Annotated in this window: 12 protein-coding genes and 1 pseudogene; 4 read left to right on the top strand and 9 right to left on the bottom strand. The window is 29.3% G+C overall.

Annotated features, from left to right (window positions below; all coding sequences use genetic code 11):
• The first annotated feature begins 237 nt into the window (after nucleotides 1-237).
• Nucleotides 238-765: a YkgJ family cysteine cluster protein gene (locus tag PG913_RS04665; RefSeq protein WP_271231839.1), complete on the top strand. Its 528-nt coding sequence runs from the start codon at nucleotides 238-240 to the stop codon at nucleotides 763-765.
• 76 nt (nucleotides 766-841) lie between these two features.
• Here PG913_RS04665 and PG913_RS04670 read toward each other — a convergent pair whose 3' ends face one another.
• From PG913_RS04670 to PG913_RS04680, 3 genes are all read right to left on the bottom strand, one after another.
• Entirely contained in the window at nucleotides 842-1,765 is a 924-nt protein-coding gene (locus PG913_RS04670; protein ID WP_271231840.1) for a PorP/SprF family type IX secretion system membrane protein, read from the bottom strand.
• A complete protein-coding gene (locus tag PG913_RS04675) occupies nucleotides 1,762-6,738 on the bottom strand; it encodes a cadherin-like domain-containing protein (RefSeq protein WP_271231841.1) in 4,977 nt (1,658 codons plus the stop codon). Before PG913_RS04675 ends, PG913_RS04670 begins: the two co-directional genes overlap by 4 nt.
• A 173-nt stretch (nucleotides 6,739-6,911) precedes the next feature.
• Nucleotides 6,912-7,490: an adenylosuccinate lyase gene (locus PG913_RS04680; protein ID WP_271231842.1), complete on the bottom strand. Its 579-nt coding sequence runs from the start codon at nucleotides 7,488-7,490 to the stop codon at nucleotides 6,912-6,914.
• A gap of 119 nt (nucleotides 7,491-7,609) precedes the next feature.
• Between PG913_RS04680 and PG913_RS04685 the strand changes: the two genes are divergently transcribed.
• The 3 genes from PG913_RS04685 to PG913_RS04695 all read left to right on the top strand — a co-directional run bounded on the left by PG913_RS04685 (nucleotide 7,610) and on the right by PG913_RS04695 (nucleotide 10,487).
• Entirely contained in the window at nucleotides 7,610-8,251 is a 642-nt protein-coding gene (locus PG913_RS04685; protein WP_271231843.1) for a toxin-antitoxin system YwqK family antitoxin, read from the top strand.
• Nucleotides 8,252-8,348: 97 nt separating this feature from the next.
• Nucleotides 8,349-9,536: a tRNA 2-thiouridine(34) synthase MnmA gene (gene mnmA, locus PG913_RS04690; RefSeq protein ID WP_271231844.1), complete on the top strand. Its 1,188-nt coding sequence runs from the start codon at nucleotides 8,349-8,351 to the stop codon at nucleotides 9,534-9,536.
• Nucleotides 9,537-9,545: 9 nt separating this feature from the next.
• Nucleotides 9,546-10,487 (top strand): NAD(P)H-dependent flavin oxidoreductase, encoded by a 942-nt coding sequence (locus PG913_RS04695; protein WP_271231845.1) that lies wholly within the window; start codon nucleotides 9,546-9,548, stop codon nucleotides 10,485-10,487.
• 221 nt (nucleotides 10,488-10,708) lie between these two features.
• Here the strand turns inward: PG913_RS04695 and ribB are convergent, their stop codons facing one another.
• The 6 genes and pseudogenes from ribB to tpx form a co-directional block, all read right to left on the bottom strand.
• A complete protein-coding gene (gene ribB / locus PG913_RS04700; protein WP_271231846.1) occupies nucleotides 10,709-11,854 on the bottom strand; it encodes a 3,4-dihydroxy-2-butanone-4-phosphate synthase in 1,146 nt (381 codons plus the stop codon).
• A gap of 2 nt (nucleotides 11,855-11,856) precedes the next feature.
• A complete protein-coding gene (locus PG913_RS04705; RefSeq protein ID WP_271231847.1) occupies nucleotides 11,857-13,305 on the bottom strand; it encodes an LptF/LptG family permease in 1,449 nt (482 codons plus the stop codon).
• Nucleotides 13,306-13,393: 88 nt separating this feature from the next.
• The gene (locus tag PG913_RS04710) at nucleotides 13,394-14,047 is read right to left on the bottom strand and encodes a LolA family protein (protein ID WP_271231848.1); all 654 of its coding nucleotides are present in this window, start codon (nucleotides 14,045-14,047) and stop codon (nucleotides 13,394-13,396) included.
• Nucleotides 14,048-14,078: 31 nt separating this feature from the next.
• A complete protein-coding gene (locus PG913_RS04715; protein ID WP_271232130.1) occupies nucleotides 14,079-16,760 on the bottom strand; it encodes a DNA translocase FtsK in 2,682 nt (893 codons plus the stop codon).
• Nucleotides 16,761-16,882: 122 nt separating this feature from the next.
• Nucleotides 16,883-17,264 (bottom strand): annotated as a pseudogene (locus PG913_RS04720) (diacylglycerol kinase family protein).
• A 2-nt stretch (nucleotides 17,265-17,266) separates the two neighbouring features.
• The gene (gene tpx / locus PG913_RS04725) at nucleotides 17,267-17,764 is read right to left on the bottom strand and encodes a thiol peroxidase (protein WP_271231849.1); all 498 of its coding nucleotides are present in this window, start codon (nucleotides 17,762-17,764) and stop codon (nucleotides 17,267-17,269) included.
• Nucleotides 17,765-17,821 lie beyond the last annotated feature (57 nt).

Below are 17,821 nucleotides of genomic sequence, written 5' to 3' on the forward strand. Positions count from 1 at the left end.
AATCATATGATTATGGTGTTTTTTTTGATGAAATTATTTCTTAAAAAAAATTAAATATAAATTACATTTAATTAGCATATAATTAATATGATAATGTTGTTTTGTCGTATTAAAAAACTATAATGATGCTTTTTTTTGATGAAAAAGTGACTAAAAAGTAACTAAAAAGAAAAAATTACTAGTTATTAAGGTAATATTTAAACTCATTCTAACTGTTTATATGTCTATTTTTGCACTATGGATAAAGATTTAGAGAACTTAGAGAAGTTAGCAAAGGATGCAGAGAAGGAAAATAAGAAGTATTTTGCAACTATAAAAAAGCGAGTACCTAAAAATTTCGATGTTGTAGTACAAGATTTACATGATAAGGAATTTGCAAAAACAGATTGTTTAGATTGTGGTAATTGTTGTAAAACTACAAGTCCTATTTTTACAGATAAAGATACCGAGCGTATCTCTAAGTATTTGAAAATGAAAGTAAGAGATTTTGAATCTCAATATTTACAGCGTGATGAAGATGATTTTATGGTGTTAAAAACAGCACCGTGTTCATTTCTTGATGAAAGTGATAATTCTTGTTTTATTTATGATGTTCGCCCAAAAGCGTGTTCAGAATATCCGCATACAAATAGAAAGAAGTTTATTCAAATTTCAGATTTAACAATTAGTAACACTGCAATTTGTCCTGCAACTTATAGAATTGTTGAAGAATTAAAAAAGCGTTTGCCAGTTAGGTCAAACGAAAAAATTAAAAGATTAGGATAATATTTTTTCAGATAAAATATTTAATTCCGTTTAGCTATCAATTTAAAAGATAGTTAAACGGAATTTTTTTTGAAGATTAAAAATAACAAGAATTATGTTCTAGCCATCTTCTTTTTCCTTTTAATGTAAAATCAACATGAAGTACGATTTCATGTGTATTAAAATTATTACTCAATGCTGATAATTTTGTGTCATAGGCGTATCCTATTCTATATTTTTTATCAATAATAATAGCAAACATAGCACTTGCTGAATCTTTATAACGATAAGAAACTCCAGCTTCTAAAAACTCCTTATAAAGAAAATTGCTATTAATATCTATAGAAATAGGTAAGTTTTTTACATACTTAACCATAGTTGATGGTTTAAAAAAAATATTTTCTGATAATCTTAATCGAACTCCTCCTGTAATAAAATAGTTCATATTACTTGAAGTTGTTTGCGTTGTTATTGTTTCTGAAATTTCAAATTGACTACTTTTTAATAAGTATGGTATTGAAAAACCTACAAAATATTGTTTGTTGTAATAATAGGCACCAAATCCAATATTAGGATAATTTCCTTTTGTATTGTTATAGGTATCATTATCTGGTGTAATTCCTTGAGATAAATTGTTATCAAATAATGTAATACCTGCTTTTAATCCGAAAGCAAGTCTTGTATCTCTTGATGTTATTAAAGTATATGAGGCATCTACATTTATATTGTTACTTTTTGATAAACCTACTTTATCGTTTATAACTGTAGCACCAAAACCTAAACCATTATTTGTTCGTCCGTTTATGGAAAATGTATTGGTAGTAGGAGCACCCGTTACACCAACCCATTGTTGACGCGTTAATAATGACATACTTAAATCTGACCTTAAACCAACAGTTGCAGGATTTATAATTTGTGTATTGTATAAATATTGCGTGTAATGTGGAATTTGTTGTGCCGTGCAAAAAAGACTATAACAAACAACAAATAAGGTTAATAATGTTTTTTTTATTGATATCATCTTACAAGTTGTATAAAGTTTGTTTTCGCTTTTTGATTACCGTCATTAAAATCTAATGTATAATAATAAACACCTGTTGGTGCAGGTTTTTCATTATGATTTCCATCCCACCAAATAGGATTTATTCTTCCATTATTGCTATAGTTATATATTTCACTTCCCCATCTATCATAAATAATTAATTTAAAATTAGGAAAATCTTCAATTCCTGCTATTTTGAAGGTGTCACTTTTTCCATCGCCATTGGGCGAAAATAAATTAGGAACATCATTATCTTTAATTGTTCCTGTGTTAAGTAATCTTATTAATGGATTTTCATCTACAACAGTTATTTGTAGTAGCATTGTTTCAGCTTCTTCATTTAAATTATCATCAATTGTTGGGATAATTTGTGTTATAGATTCAGTATATGCAGGAATTGTATTTATAGTCGGTATTGTTTGATAATCCAATGATTGTGTCGTTGTTTCATCCAAAGTAATTATATTAAGAATGATAGGTGCATAATTTTGCATCGGTTCTAAACTGGCGTTTAAAAGTTTAATTTCAAACATAAACGGATTCCCTTCTGTAACAGTTAAATCTTCTATTTCGATTATTGGATAAGGGTCAATATCAACAATACTACCTGTTTTATTTAAGTCTTGAATACCTACGTTATTACTAGTTACTACACCGCTAACAATTAAATTTTCGATGTCAGGTTCGTTTAAATTATCTGTTTTTGTACTGATATTAAAAGATGCTTCTGTATTTGCATCCGCAGGATTAATAGTTCCATCAATACTTAAATTTGTTGAAACACTGGTATAATCATCAGGGCTTATGGCAACATCATCATTTGTTTTAATATCGATATTAATAGGAGTAGAACAAGGGTGACTAATGCTAACAGTATGTACTAAATCGATTCCTTCATCTTCCATAGAATCGTTCATAGTAATTGTTGGCGGAAGGTCATTATCTATAATATTTCCAATTCCTGAAGTTTCAGTATTTACAGTATTTAAAGAAGTTATAGTTCCGTTGATGGTGAAAATCTCATCAAGTTCATAAATTGTATCATCCAAAGAAATGGCATTAAAAGTAGCCGTTTCTTGAAAAGCGGGAATACTTAAAGTAGCTCCATTTATTTGATTATAATCATATGGTGTTACAGCAATATTGTATTGACTTGCTGTGTCTGTTCCGTCAATACTAGAAAGATTCATTGTTATTTCCGAAGCACTTTGAGTTATTATTGAATTATCATTTTTAGTAACTAATGAAACCGTAAAAGTAAAAGTATCTCCTTCGGTAGCACTTACATTATTAATAAGCACAACAACTGCATTGATTTCTCGCCAATCTCTTTCTGGTGTGTCTGTATTATCAATATTCGGTAAATCACTTGGAGTTTGACTATTTTTAGGATTTACAAAGTTATCATTACTATCATAGGCATCATCTAATCCATCATTATCAGTATCTATATTTAAAGCGGTTGTTTCAGGAGTTCCATCGTTATTAAAATCCCATCCTTCAATATAATCATCACGAATATCATTATCAGAATTAAGGTCAATATAATCAGGAATAAGATCTCCATCTGTATCGATAGGTATTATTCCATTAGGATAAGCGGTGTCAATACCTGTTATAAAATAGGTGTTATTATGAGGAATATAATCTTCGGTAGTTTGTGCTTCAATATGGTCAACAATTCCATCGCCATCAGAATCGATATCTATAAAATTTGGATTTCCATTAGTATCAGAATTTAAAATAGTATAATTGATTCCTGTAGTTAAAGTGTCATTGTTTTCAACAGTATTATGTAAACCATTTACACCAACATCCATATCTGTTTTTGATTCGGAATTATTATTTAAATGACCATTTCCAGATTCTATAATATCAGGAATTCCATCATTATCGCTATCTAAATCAAAGTGATTTGGTACGCCATCATTATCAAAATCAAAAATATCGATAACGCCATCATTATTTGCATCTACATTAAAATCAGTGTCCTTATAATTAGGAACAAAATCATTGTCGTGATCATCCAAAGGATTTAAACCACCGTATTCATCAATATCTGTAATAGTATCATTATCATCATCAATATCAATTTCATTAATGATAGTATCGTTATCTGTATCTGTAGAAATATTTAGAGGAATTGTGCTTGTTGAGTTTGCACTGTTATTTAGCGGGTCAGTAGCTAAAAAATCGACAGTACTATCACCAATACATTCTTCATTAAAAAGAACAGAAAATTGAATAGTGATACTTTCATTAGCTTCTAAAATACCTGAATTTCCATCGAAAAAATTAATATCAGTAACTCCATTATATAATGGGTTTAATATCGGATTAATTGTTGCCGTAGAATTTTGAATAACAGGTGTGCTGACAGTAATAATATTTCCACTACAAATAGCATTTAAATCATCTTGTAATTGTAATTGCTCAATTTGAACAGCTTCACTAGTATTTGTTATGGTAATTTGAAAGGTAAGTTCTTGATGTTCTAAAATTCCGTTTGGTACTTGATTGGTATTTAAAACAACTTTTTCTGTTGACGAAGATGAGTTAAATGAAAACCCCATACCAGCACTATTACAATCACATTGAGAAGTAGAAGAGGCTGTTCCTGTATCTGATGCTGTGTTATAATAACGATCTAAATGATTACCTAAACCATCAGACCAAGTAACAAAAGAATATTGTTTTTTGTTTTCGGTAGTTGTTTCATCAAAACCATCTAAAGCACCTTGTGTTTGAGAAAGTTCTAATTGATTAAAAGAATTAGTATTTGAAAATGAAATAGGTGCAATTAAATAAAATATATCTAAAATAATGGTTTCACCTGGTGCTAAAGAATTATTAGGGTTTAGTAAAAAAGGGTTCGTATCTCCATCATAATTAGTATTTATATTTACAGACGAACCTGAAATTTGAGAAACAGTTAAGGTAGTAAAAACAATTCCGTTATCTAAAAAACTACCTAATCCCATGTTGTAATTAACATTGGTTGCTGTTGTTGTTCCTTCGTTTGTGATTATTACTCGATTATTATAATCAAATGTACCATCAGGATTTACTAAAGGATTTTCTTCAGGGACAAATAGTGCTGCGGCAACAACTGCTTCTGTAGTATGAAAATCAGAAATCTCTAAGTTTTCGGTGGCGTTCCCTGTTGATGAGGTAACATTAAAAACAGTATCAAAATTAATTCCAGAACCTGAAGGAGTCGGATTTGGACGACCATTACAAAATGGATTTATAGTCACACAAAAACGAATATTTATAGATTGTCTAGGATATAATGTTGCATTACTAACAGTAGTATTATTGAAAATATTACTTGAGGTTAAATCTAAAAAATTAGGATTTACAATATCTGTGGTAAATTCTAAAGGATACGGATTATCTATATAATCTATTGTTGTTGATGTTGTAACGTTCATTTCACTAACTTCAGTAACACAACCGTTTCCAAAAATAGCTTGTAAATCGTTTGTCAAATCGATATTACTAATAAGGCTTGAAGCATGATAATCTCTAGCAGTACTACTGTTAGCTATAGTCATACTGTAAATTACTTTGTATTCACCATCAACTGTATAACCTTGATTACAACTTTCTAAGTTTCTTATTTCGATTAAATCGGTTGTATTTTCAACGGTTAAATATAAATCAGCAGTAGTTGAATAAGTACCATCAAAAATAGTATAGGTAATAAGTTGAACATTTCCTGTATAATCTGTATTCGGAATAAAATTATAACTACCATTTGCATTTATAGTAATATTTCCTTGACTAAAAGTAGCAGTTTGTCCTGCTGTAAAATTAATGTTATTAATACTAAAAGAAGTTACAGTTAATACATTATTATCAATATCTATATCATTAATAAGTACCCCTGGAGCATTTACAGATAAAGTAGTATTTATATCTGCTGTATCATAATCATCAAAAGCTTCTGGTTCATTTTCATTTTCAACAGTTATTTGTAGGGTTGCTGAGGTTGAGAAAATTCCATCAGAAATAGTGTATGTAATCGGAGTTACTTCTCCGATATAATTTGTATTAGGAATAAAATTATAGCTACCATTAGCATTTATAGTAATACTTCCTTCACTAAAATTAGCTGTTTGTCCTGCTGTAAAACTAGTGGTATTTATAGAGAAATCAGTAATAGTTAAAATATCATTGTCAATATCAGTATCATTATCTAGTAACCCTGGTGTATTTGTATTTAATATGGTGTTAATATCAATAATTTGAAAATCGTTAAATGCTATAGGAGCAGTTTCATTTTCAACAGTTATTTGTAAGTTTGCTGTGGTCGAGAAAATTCCATCAGAAATAGTATATGTAATTATAGGTAGGTTGCCAAAATAATCAGTAGTAGGAGTAAAATTATAACTACCATCAGCACTTATAATAATATTACCTTCGTTAAAATTAGCGGTTTCGCCTACTGTAAAATCAACACTATTAATGTTAAATGAAGTAACAGTTAAAATATTATTGTCGATATCAGTATCATTGGTAAGTACCCCTGGGGCATTTATAATTGAAGTAGTATTAAGATAAGTTGTGTTAACATCATTAACAGCTATAGGTGGAGTTTCATTTTCAACAGTTATTTGTAGGCTTGCTGTATCAGAAAAAATTCCATCGGAAATAGTATAATTAATAGTAGATACATTACCAAAGTAATTAGTATTTGGAATAAAGGTATAACTACCATCAGAATTTATGGTGATATTACCTTCACTAAAATTAGCTGTTTCACCTGCTGAAAAATTAATCGTGTTTATCGAAAAATTAGTAATAGTTAAAACATCATTATCGATATCTGTATCGTTTGAAAGTAGCCCTGGTACATTTACACTTATATTACTATTAATGTATGTTGTATTAATGTCGTTAACTGCATTAGGTTGTGTCTGTGCTCTACTAAATTGAGAAAAAAGCACAAAAAAGCATAGTATTTTGTAGTAGTTTTTTATCATAATCGGGGGAATTCATTCTAATTAGATGCCCTTAATTTAAGGATTTATTTAGCATAAAAAAAATAATAATTTAAATATGTATTAAAGATGCTATATTATAGGTTGTTTTTATTCTAAAAATATTAATTATTACGAATTTACATTTTTTTATTATTTAGTAATTTTAAAATTTTATTTCCTCGAGCTTTACAAGCTTTACTTTCATGAATTATTTTTGTAGTAATTAAATGTTTTAATTCGGTATGTACCCAATCTTTTTCTAATCCGAATAAAAATAAAAAAGTCATACTGTAAGCACGTACTGCTATTTTCTGATCAGTAATTAACCAATCAAAACCTGTTTCAATAATTGCATCAATATTTTTTGATGTTAATGTATCTTTTGTTTTATTTTTTGATGTTGAGGTATATGCAATTGCTAAATTTTCACAAATTTTAGCACAAGGTCTAATTGCACTATCAAAATGTACTGTTGAAATTTTTTCTGTAAAAATATCTATATAAGGTAATATAAAATCAATATTATGTTGTGTGCAAATCCATTCTAAAACCCATGCAGCTTTAATTGATAGTTTATTATCTACATCAAAAGTTAAATCAACTAAATTTTTTATTAATTTTGGATGCGCTAATACAATATTTGAAGCGTTATTTCTGTTTAACTTGGTAGGACTTTTCATATCATGTAAAACAGAAATTAAGAAATCAATACTCATATTGGTACGGTTTATGTATTTTTGAACTTATTAAGTTATTAAATCAACAAAAAAAAGAATTATCAATGTTAAATATAAAAAGGATATTTTCAATAACAGTTTTATTATCCATTTTTTTTATGAGTTCTACAGAAGCTCAAGAATTAAATAAAACAGATGCTAACGGAAACAGAATTGGTGCTTGGAAGAAGTTATATGCTAACGGAAAAACACGTTATACAGGTCAGTTTGAAAATGGAAAAGAAGTAGGTGTTTTTAAGTTTTACTCTATTACATCATCAGGAACACCAATAAGTACAAAAACATATGTAAACGGAACTGCTTCAGTAAAGTTTTATAATGAATTTGGTAAGCTAAAAAGCGAAGGTAAAATGATTGGTAAAAAGCGTAGCGGAAAATGGGTGTATTATTTTCCAAACGGAAAACCTGTTTCTGAAGAAAATTATAAAGATGGAAATTTAGACGGAGTTCTTAAAGATTATTACCCGAACGGAAATATTACACAAGAAGTTGTTTATTCGAGAGGAAAGAAAAATGGACTTTCTAAAACCTTTACTGATTCTGCTATTTTAATTGAAGAAGTTTTTTATGTAAACGGAAAATTAGATGGAAAAGCGAATTATTACGATTTAAAAGGAGCTCTTAAAGAAGAAGGAATGTATAAAAATGGAAAAAGAGTAGGGAAGTGGGATTTTTATATGGACGGAGAAAAAGTAGACAAGAAAAAGAAAAAAAGATATCTGATTTTGAAGAATAAATGATACTTAATAAGTATCATTTTTATTGATGATGCTATTGAAATTATCCATTTTAAAAACAGAAACTTATTCGTAAATTTGTAGCTTACAAAAGTAAAAAATGAAAAGAGTAGTAGTAGGACTTTCGGGAGGTGTAGATAGTAGTGTAACCGCTTATTTATTAAAAGAGCAAGGATATGAAGTTATCGGCTTATTTATGAAAAATTGGCATGATGATTCAGTAACAATTTCAGATGATTGCCCGTGGTTAGAAGATAGCAACGATGCAATGATTGTTGCTGATAAATTAGGGATTCCTTTTCAAACCGTTGATTTAAGCGATCAATACAAAGAACGTATTGTTGATTATATGTTTAATGAATACGAAAAAGGACGCACGCCAAATCCTGATATTTTATGTAACAGAGAAATTAAATTTGATGTTTTTATGGACATCGCTTTAAGTTTGGGTGCAGATTATGTTGCAACTGGGCATTATTGCCGAAAATCAGAAGAAGTAATTGATGATAAATCGGTTTATAAATTATTAGCAGGAAAAGATTTAAATAAAGATCAATCTTATTTTTTATGTCAATTATCTCAAAAACAGCTTGAAAAAGCAATGTTTCCAATTGGTGAATTGACAAAACCAGAAGTAAGAGAAATTGCAAAAAAAGCAGATTTAATTACTGCGGATAAAAAAGATTCTCAAGGATTGTGTTTTATCGGAAAAGTTCGTTTACCTGATTTTTTACAGCAAAAACTACAACCAAAAGATGGTATTATTGTTCAAGTACCAACAACTTTTAATCAGTATAACCGTACAGTTCCTCAATTTGAAAATAAGGAAGCTGAATTAGCATATTTCGCAACAAAATTTTCTTACAAAAAAGAAAGTGGAAAAACAGTTGGGAAGCATCAAGGTGCGCATTATTTTACTAAAGGACAACGTAAAGGTTTAAATGTTGGTGGAACTAAAGAAGCTTTATATGTTATTGAAACCGATGTAAATGAAAATATAATTTATACAGGTGAAGGTAAAACTCATCAAGGTTTATATAGAAATGTATTGTTTGTTTCTAATGAAGAATTACATTGGGTTCGTTTAGATTTGGCATTAAAATCAGGTGAAACTATGGAGGTGGAAGCTAGAATCCGTTATCGTCAGAAATTAGAAAAAGCAATTTTACATAAAGTTGATAGCGGTTTATATGTTGAGTTTGAAAATCCACAATCGGCAATTCAAGAAGGGCAGTTTGTAGCTTGGTATATTAATGAAGAATTATTAGGTTCGGGAGTAATTTCTTAAAAAATAACTTTGAAAAATAAAATAACACAACTTTTTAATATAAAATATCCGATTATTCAAGGTGGAATGATTTGGGTTTCTGGTTGGAAATTGGCTTCGGCAGTTTCTAATGCAGGCGGTTTGGGCTTAATCGGTGCAGGTTCTATGTATCCTGATGTTTTGCGTGACCATATTCAAAAATGTAAAAAAGCTACTGATAAACCTTTCGGTGTAAATGTGCCAATGTTGTATCCCGATGTTGAAAAAATCATGGATATTATCATCGAAGAAGGTGTTAAAATTGTTTTTACATCCGCAGGAAATCCAAAAACTTGGACAGCCTTTTTAAAAGAAAAAGGAATTACAGTAGTACACGTAGTAAGCTCTGTAAAATTTGCTTTAAAATCAGAATTGGCAGGAGTAGACGCTGTTGTTTGTGAGGGTTTTGAAGCGGGCGGACATAACGGACGAGAAGAAACTACAACGCTTACTTTAATTCCGATGGTTAAAGAAAAAGTTAATATTCCTGTAATTTCGGCAGGTGGAATAGGTTCAGGAAAAGCCATGTTAGCAACCATGATTTTAGGTGCAGACGGAGTACAGATAGGAAGTCGTTTTGCGGCAACTTTAGAATCGTCAGCGCATACAAATTTTAAGCAAACTATAATTGATGTTAAAGATGGCGACACTCATTTAACTTTAAAAGAATTAGCGCCTGTTCGTTTGGTTAAAAATAAGTTTTATAATGATGTCCAAGATTTGTATAAACAAAATCCGACCATTGAAGAAATCAAAGAATTATTAGGAAGAGCAAGAGCAAAAAAAGGAATATTTGAGGGTGATTTAAACGAAGGAGAACTTGAAATTGGTCAAGTAGCAGGATTAATTCATCAAATTAAATCAGCCAAAGAAGTTTTAGAAGAAATTGTTACAGAATTTGAACATATTAAAGAAAATTTAAAGTTTTTATAATTTTTTTGAAGCAATTTCCCGCTTTCCGCACTCGCTTTTTTTGTTTGAAAAAAACAAAAAAGAGCTCAAACAAATGCTTCAATCGGGGCTAGAAATTTGAGTTTTATTTTAACTTTTTTGTGAATTATTTTAATTAAGTTAAAAAATATCAGTAAACAAAAAAGGAAGCTTTAAATAGCTTCCTTTTTTATCTTATAAAATAAGTTTGTAAAAATAAGTTTTTAATAATTTACATAATCGACAATTTCTAAACCGTAACCAATCATACCAACACGTTTGGTTTTTGGCTGACTATTAGAAACTAAACGTAATTTACTAATATGTAAGTCGTGTAATATTTGCGCACCAATACCGAAATCTCTATTATCCATTATAACTTTCGGAGCTTTCATTTCTCCTTTAGCTTGGTTATCTTTTAATCCTCGTAATCGGTTTAATAAGTTTAAAGACTGACTTTGTTGATTGATAAAAAGAACCGCTCCTTTACCTTCATCATTCATTACTTTAAACATTTTATCTAGTTTTTTATCAGCATTACTAGTTAATGTTCCAAGAATATCATTATTAATTAATGTAGAATTTATTCTTGTTAAAACAGGGTCTTTTTTAGTCCAAGTACCTTTTGTTAAGGCAATATGAAGTTGATTATTGGTCGTTTGTTGATAAGCTCTTAAGCGAAATTCACCAAAACGAGTTTGAATATCAAAGTCTTCTTTCTTTTCAATTAAAGAATCATGTTCCATTCTGTAGGCAACCAAATCTTCAATAGAAACAATTTTTAAATCGAATTTTTTAGCAACCTTCAAAAGTTGAGGCAAGCGTGCCATGCTACCATCATCATTCATTATTTCAACAATAACTCCTGCTGGTTCTAATCCTGCTAAACGAGCAAAATCAATGGCAGCTTCAGTATGCCCAGTTCTTCTTAATACACCTCCATTTTTTGCTCTTAAAGGAAAAATATGTCCAGGACGGGCAAGATCGGCTGGTTTTGTATCAGAGTCAATTAAAGCTTTTATAGTGATAGCTCTATCAGAAGCAGAAATACCAGTGGTAACACCTTTACCACGTAAATCTACAGAAACAGTAAAACCAGTTTCCATAGGGTCGGTATTGTTGTTAACCATCATGTTTAACTCTAATTCTTTACAACGGTCTTCGGTAAGTGGCGTACATATTAAGCCTCTACCGTGAGTAGCCATAAAGTTAACCATCTCAGGAGTTACTTTTTCAGCAGCAGCTAAAAAATCACCTTCATTTTCACGGTCTTCATCATCTACTACAATTATAACTTTTCCGTCTTTAATATCTTGTATAGCTTCTTCAATCGAATTTAATTGAACTTTAGCGGATGTTTGTGTTGTCATTGTTATGTTGTTTTCTCCTTTTTGGAGAATAGGTTTTTAAATAGGTTACTAAGTCGGCTAATAAAACTTTTAAAATCGAATAATCCTTTATCTTTACTTGCTCTAATTGTTAATAGAATGGCTAAAGGTAACATTAAACAGAGACTTAACCAAGAACCTGTTATAGCTGTGATTGAACTTTCTTCTGCTAAATTTTTCCCAAAAGTATTCGTAAAAAAATAAAGTACGTATATGGCAATAGCTAAAATCATAGGTAATCCCATTCCTCCTTTTCTAATTATTGATCCTAAGGGAGCGCCTATAAAGAACAATAATAAACAAGAAAGTGAAAAGGCAACCCTATTATAAAACTCAATATCATATAAGTTAAGTGCTTTTCTTTTATTTTTTAGTGTTTGCTTATTAGACTTGTTATTATTTAGTTTTCTGTTAATTTTAGAATTGGCATTGTTTAATATACTTTTCTTTTCTGTAATATTAAAGTTATCAAGAATATTTATTTCTAGTTTTTTATTAATTAATGAGTCTGGATATGCGTGTAAATCTTTAGTATTAATACTTGCTAATAAGTTTTTAGCACGACTAGCAATAAAAGCATCATAACTTTTTTTAATAGTAGGTATAGTATCTTTTAATTGAGAAAGGCTTAACATATTGTATTGCCTGGTATATTTTTCTGTACCCATGTCATCTTTATTAAAAGATGATATATCAATATTTATGGTGTATTGATCAAAAGAAGCATACGAAGCGGGCATTTTTTGTCGTTCTTTAAGCGATGCTCCATTATTTATATGATGTTCAAAATATTGCCCATCTTCTAAAACTAAGGTCATATATCGACTTCCTTCTTCAGAAATAATTTCACCTTTTTTTGCTGTTATAATTTTATTATTACCTTTTTTAGAAGATAAATCGTAAATCATAACTTGTTTTAGAAGGTTGTCTTTTTCACCGTATTTTTCATCAAATTTAATCTGAAAATTAGGTAATTCTGTATTAAAACTACCAGCAACTAAAGCTATTGATGGTTGTTTCTTTTTGATGTTAACCCTCATGTTTAGCTGTTTTAGCATAGCATACGGATACACATTGTTTAAAAAAATAAAGTTTAACCCACTTAAAAATATAGTTAAAAAAATTAAAGGACGTACCATTCTAGGTAATGATATACCAGCAGATTTTGTTGCAGCAAACTCGTAATTTTCAGATAAACTACCTAAAGTCATTATTGAAGAAAGTAGTACTCCAATAGGTAGTGCTTGTGGTGTAACAAGTAGCGTAGTGTACCATAGGAATTTTAAAATAATTCCGATGCTAATTCCTTTACCTGCAAAACTTTCAAAAGCAAGCCACAAAGTTTGCATTACTAAAACAAACAGTATAATTAAAAATGTTGCTAAAAAAGGCTTTATAAAGCTTTTTAAAATGTATTTATCTAATGTTTTCACAGAAGCAAAGGTAATGGTTAGGTATATAAAAAAATAAATTTTGAGCATGATTTTTAAAGTCATGCTCAAAATTTAAGTTTAAAAGCTTTTAGTCTATAAAATAACCTTGTTTTAAGTATTTTTCTTTATCGAATGAAAATAAATTTGTTGAAATTGGCTGATTACTTTTAAACTTAGTTATTGTAAAAGTTGTTTCTGCTCCGTTAGAGCCTATTTGAACTAGTTTATAAATATGTTTTGTTTTAGCATCAATACCTAATTGTACTTTAATAATATCTGATTTACTATCAATAGGTGTTAAATCGATAAACTGAACTTTACGACCATTATTGTTTTTTAATTTTCCTATTGAAAAATTATAACCTTCTTTGTAAAAAGTTAATAATTTAGAAGGATAAATAAATCCATCTTCTTCATCTAAATCATTATCTGAAACAGTAACTTCTTTTTCTTCTTTATTTATAACGGCTAGTTTTTTACCATCAAAAACAAAATTATTACCTAAATAATTTAAATTATATTTTTCGCCTGAAAGTGTAATTTCACCTCGTATAGGAGGGTCGTTAATAATACCAGCTTCTTTATTAATTAAAGAAGAATTAAAGTCGATAACCATATTTGTGTAGGCTCCCATTTTTGTAGAAACTTCATCTAATAGATTTTTAGCTTCAGAAGAAGTATTTTGAGCTATAGTATTTAAACTAATAAATAATCCGATACATAATAATGTTAATTTTCTCATATTATATTTTGACTTCTGTTTTTTTTAGAATTTATTTTTTTTCGTTTTCTAATAGTTGTTCAAGTGCCATAAAATCAGGAACTAAAACTTGTCTTGCTTTACTACCTTCAAAAGGACCTACAATACCTGCAGCTTCTAATTGATCAATAATTCTACCAGCTCTATTATAACCTAATTTTAATTTACGTTGTAATAAAGATGCCGAACCTTGTTGTGCTGTAATTATAACTTCTGCAGCTGTTTTAAATAATTTATCTCTGTCTTCAATGTTAGCATCAAGATTTGTGCCACTTTCTTCTCCAACATATTCTGGTAATAAATAAGCACTCGGATACGCACGTTGCGAACCAATAAAATCAGTTATTTTTTCAACTTCAGGAGTATCTACAAAAGCACATTGAATACGAATTAAATCATTTCCTCCAGAATAAAGCATATCACCACGACCAATTAATTGATCAGCACCTGGTGCATCTAAAATAGTTCTTGAATCAATTTTAGAAGTTACTCTAAAAGCTATTCTTGCAGGGAAATTGGCTTTAATAATACCTGTAATTACGTTTACAGATGGACGTTGTGTAGCTACAATTAAATGAATACCAATAGCACGAGCCAACTGAGCTAAACGAGCAATAGGTGTTTCTACTTCTTTACCAGCAGTCATAATTAAATCGGCAAACTCATCAATAACTAAAACGATATATGGCAAGAATTTATGTCCATTTTCAGGATTTAATTTTCTCGCTTTAAATTTAACATTATACTCTTTAATATTTCTAACCATTGCATTTTTCAGCAAGTCGTAGCGAGCATCCATTTCCATACAAAGAGAATTTAATGTATGTACAACTTTGGTAGTATCGGTAATAATAGCTTCTTCAACATCGGGTAATTTTGCCAAATAATGACGTTCAATTTTATTGAATAAAGTTAGTTCTACTTTCTTCGGATCTACTAATACGAATTTAACTTCGGCGGGATGTTTTTTATATAATAAAGATGTTAGAACAGCGTTTAATCCTACTGATTTTCCTTGTCCTGTAGCACCAGCCATTAATAAGTGAGGCATTTTAGCTAAATCAACAACTAATGTTTCATTTGAAATTGTTTTACCTAAAGCAATTGGTAATTCCATTTCACTGTCTTGAAATTTCTGAGAAGAAATAACAGAATGCATAGAAACAATCGTTGATTTTTTATTAGGAACTTCAATACCAATAGTTCCTTTTCCTGGAATTGGTGCAATAATACGGATTCCTAAAGCAGAAAGAGATAAGGCAATATCATCTTCTAAATTTTTAATTTTTGAAATTCGAACCCCTGCATTAGGTACAATCTCATATAGAGTAATAGTTGGTCCAACGGTGGCTTTAATTTCAGAAATACCAATTTTATAGTTTTGAAGTGTAGTTACAATTCTATTTTTATTAGCTTCAAGTTCTTCAGGATCTATCGAAATAACTTCGTTATATTCTTTTAATAAATCAAAGGTTGGGAATTTGAAATGTCCTAAATCTAAGGTAGGGTCAAATTCTCCAAAATCTTTTAATAATACATCAGATAAATTCTCTGTAACACTTTTTTCTTCTGTGTTTTTTTCAACAGCAACTTCAATTTCTTCTTCAAGAACTTCTTCTGAAACATCTTCTGAAGGTTCTTCAATTTTAAATTCTTTTACGATAGGTTTTTCTTCTATTATTGGCTTTTTTATTGGTGCTTTATCTATAACAGGTTCTTCTATTTTAACCTCTTTTATAATAGGTTTTTCTTCTATTTCAGTTTCTTTTATAGAAGATTCATTTATAACTGGTTCATCTATTATAAGTTCTTTTACTACAGGTTTTTCTTCTATTGGGTTTTCGTTTATAATATTTTTACCTATTAACTCTTCGTTTATTAATGCTTTATTTATTGAAGGTCTATCTATTAAAGCATCGTTTATTAAGGCTTCATTTATTAAAATTTCATTCATTGAAGATTCTTCCATTGAAGCATCGTTTATGGCAGTGTTTACATCAATGTATTCTGTTGGTATAGGTTGTATGTTTTCAATAGGTTCTTCAATATTAGATTTTGTATTTTCGTGTACTTTTTCAACTATTTTTTGTTGTGTTATATCTTTAGGTTTTATTCTGTTTTCTGAATTTTCAGTAGCAATAACCTCTTTTCTAATTTCATTTTTCTTTATTTCTTCTTTAGATTGATTTTCTTTAGCTGTTTTTATTTTTTCATTTATTTTTTCAGGAGTAATGCTAAATCGGATAATTAAATAACCTATCAAGAAGAACAGTAATAAGATAATTACACCTGTTTTACCTAAAAAAGTTTGAAGATATTCATTTAATTCAAAACCAATAATTCCTGATAAAACAGCATTTTCTTTTTGAAAAAAACCTAACAAAGTAGAAAACCAAAGCATAGATAATAGCCCCCAATTCCATGATGTAATTATTTTTCTTAAATTGGTTTGTAGTAAAATTCTAGCACCTGTAAAAAAGAGTGCAACAGGTATTACAAATGCACCTAAACCAAAACCTCTGTAAACAAAAAAGTTACTTAGCCTAGCTCCACTTTTACCAAGTAGGTTTTGAGTTTGGATTGATTTATCTGAAAATTGTGATAAAGCACTTTGATCTTCTTGCCAAGAGAAGAAAAAAGAAATAAAAGCAACAGTTAAAAATATTGAAAAAAGGACTAAAAAAGCTCCTAGAATAGTTAGATTATGTTTTTTTGAAAAAAAGAAGCAAACTTTATAAACGAATCGTTTTTAAGTTGTTTCTTTAGATTTGGTATCTTTCTTTTTGCCATGTACGTATGTTAGAAATAAATTGAATGCTACAATATAGCTATTATTTTAGGAAGGTAAATTATGCCAGCAATAATCAATGATGTTAACGCAGCAAAAGCAGGTGCACCAGCAGCAACATCTTTTATAAAACCTATTTTTTCACTGATAATCAGGATGTACAAAATCAGCAACTTTTTCAATAGCAGTATTTAACGCCTCTGCAACTAAAACAATACCGATAACCAAACATTGAATCATCCATTCGGTTATCGATATGTTAAAATAGAAACCCAAACAAGTAGCTATAAATCCAAAAAAAAGTTGTGCTTTAATACTATCTTCCGTAGTACTTAGCAAGTATATTCCTTTTAAAGCAAAGGTAAAACTACGCAACCGTCCTTTGATAAAACTATCGTTCAGATTTTTCATTATTATAAAGCTTTTAAAGCAGCTTCGTAATTTGGTTCGTCAGCAATTTCGCTTACTTGTTCAGTATAGCTAATGTTTCCTTCTTCGTTAATAATAACGATAGCACGAGAATGTAAACCTGCTAAAGGACCATTTTTAACTTCTAAACCGTAGTCTTTTCCAAAGTTTCCAGTTGAAAAATCAGATAACATAATTACATTTTCAATTCCTTCAGCTCCACAAAAACGACCTTGTGCAAAAGGTAAATCTCTAGAGATACATAAAACTTTTGTATTCTCTAAATCAGCTGCTTTTTTGTTGAATTCTCTTACTGAAGTAGCACAAGTACCTGTGTCAACACTTGGGAAAATATTTAAAATTAATCTGCTTCCTGAAAAATCAGCTAATTTTTTAATTGATAAATCTGTTCCTGCTAAAGCGAATTCTGTTGCTTTAGTACCAATTTCTGGTAAATTTGCTATTGTGTCAATTGCGTTTCCTTGTAGTGTTATTGAAGCCATTTTTCTGTTTGTTTTTATAAAAATCAAAGGTAATTAAATTAATTAAAAAATGAAGAA

The sequence above is a fragment of the Tenacibaculum pacificus genome (assembly GCF_027941775.1).
Classification (GTDB): Bacteria; Bacteroidota; Bacteroidia; order Flavobacteriales; family Flavobacteriaceae; genus Polaribacter; species Polaribacter pacificus_A.

Excerpts from the sequence above, each read along its gene's own strand:
- PG913_RS04665 (WP_271231839.1), top strand. The coding sequence starts at position 238 with ATGGATAAAGATTTAGAGAACTTAGAGAAGTTAGCAAAGGATGCAGAG.
- PG913_RS04670 (WP_271231840.1), bottom strand. The coding sequence starts at position 1,765 with ATGATATCAATAAAAAAAACATTATTAACCTTATTTGTTGTTTGTTAT.
- PG913_RS04680 (WP_271231842.1), bottom strand. The coding sequence starts at position 7,490 with ATGAGTATTGATTTCTTAATTTCTGTTTTACATGATATGAAAAGTCCT.
- PG913_RS04685 (WP_271231843.1), top strand. The coding sequence starts at position 7,610 with ATGAGTTCTACAGAAGCTCAAGAATTAAATAAAACAGATGCTAACGGA.
- mnmA (WP_271231844.1), top strand. The coding sequence starts at position 8,349 with ATGAAAAGAGTAGTAGTAGGACTTTCGGGAGGTGTAGATAGTAGTGTA.
- ribB (WP_271231846.1), bottom strand. The coding sequence starts at position 11,854 with ATGACAACACAAACATCCGCTAAAGTTCAATTAAATTCGATTGAAGAA.
- PG913_RS04710 (WP_271231848.1), bottom strand. The coding sequence starts at position 14,047 with ATGAGAAAATTAACATTATTATGTATCGGATTATTTATTAGTTTAAAT.
- tpx (WP_271231849.1), bottom strand. The coding sequence starts at position 17,764 with ATGGCTTCAATAACACTACAAGGAAACGCAATTGACACAATAGCAAAT.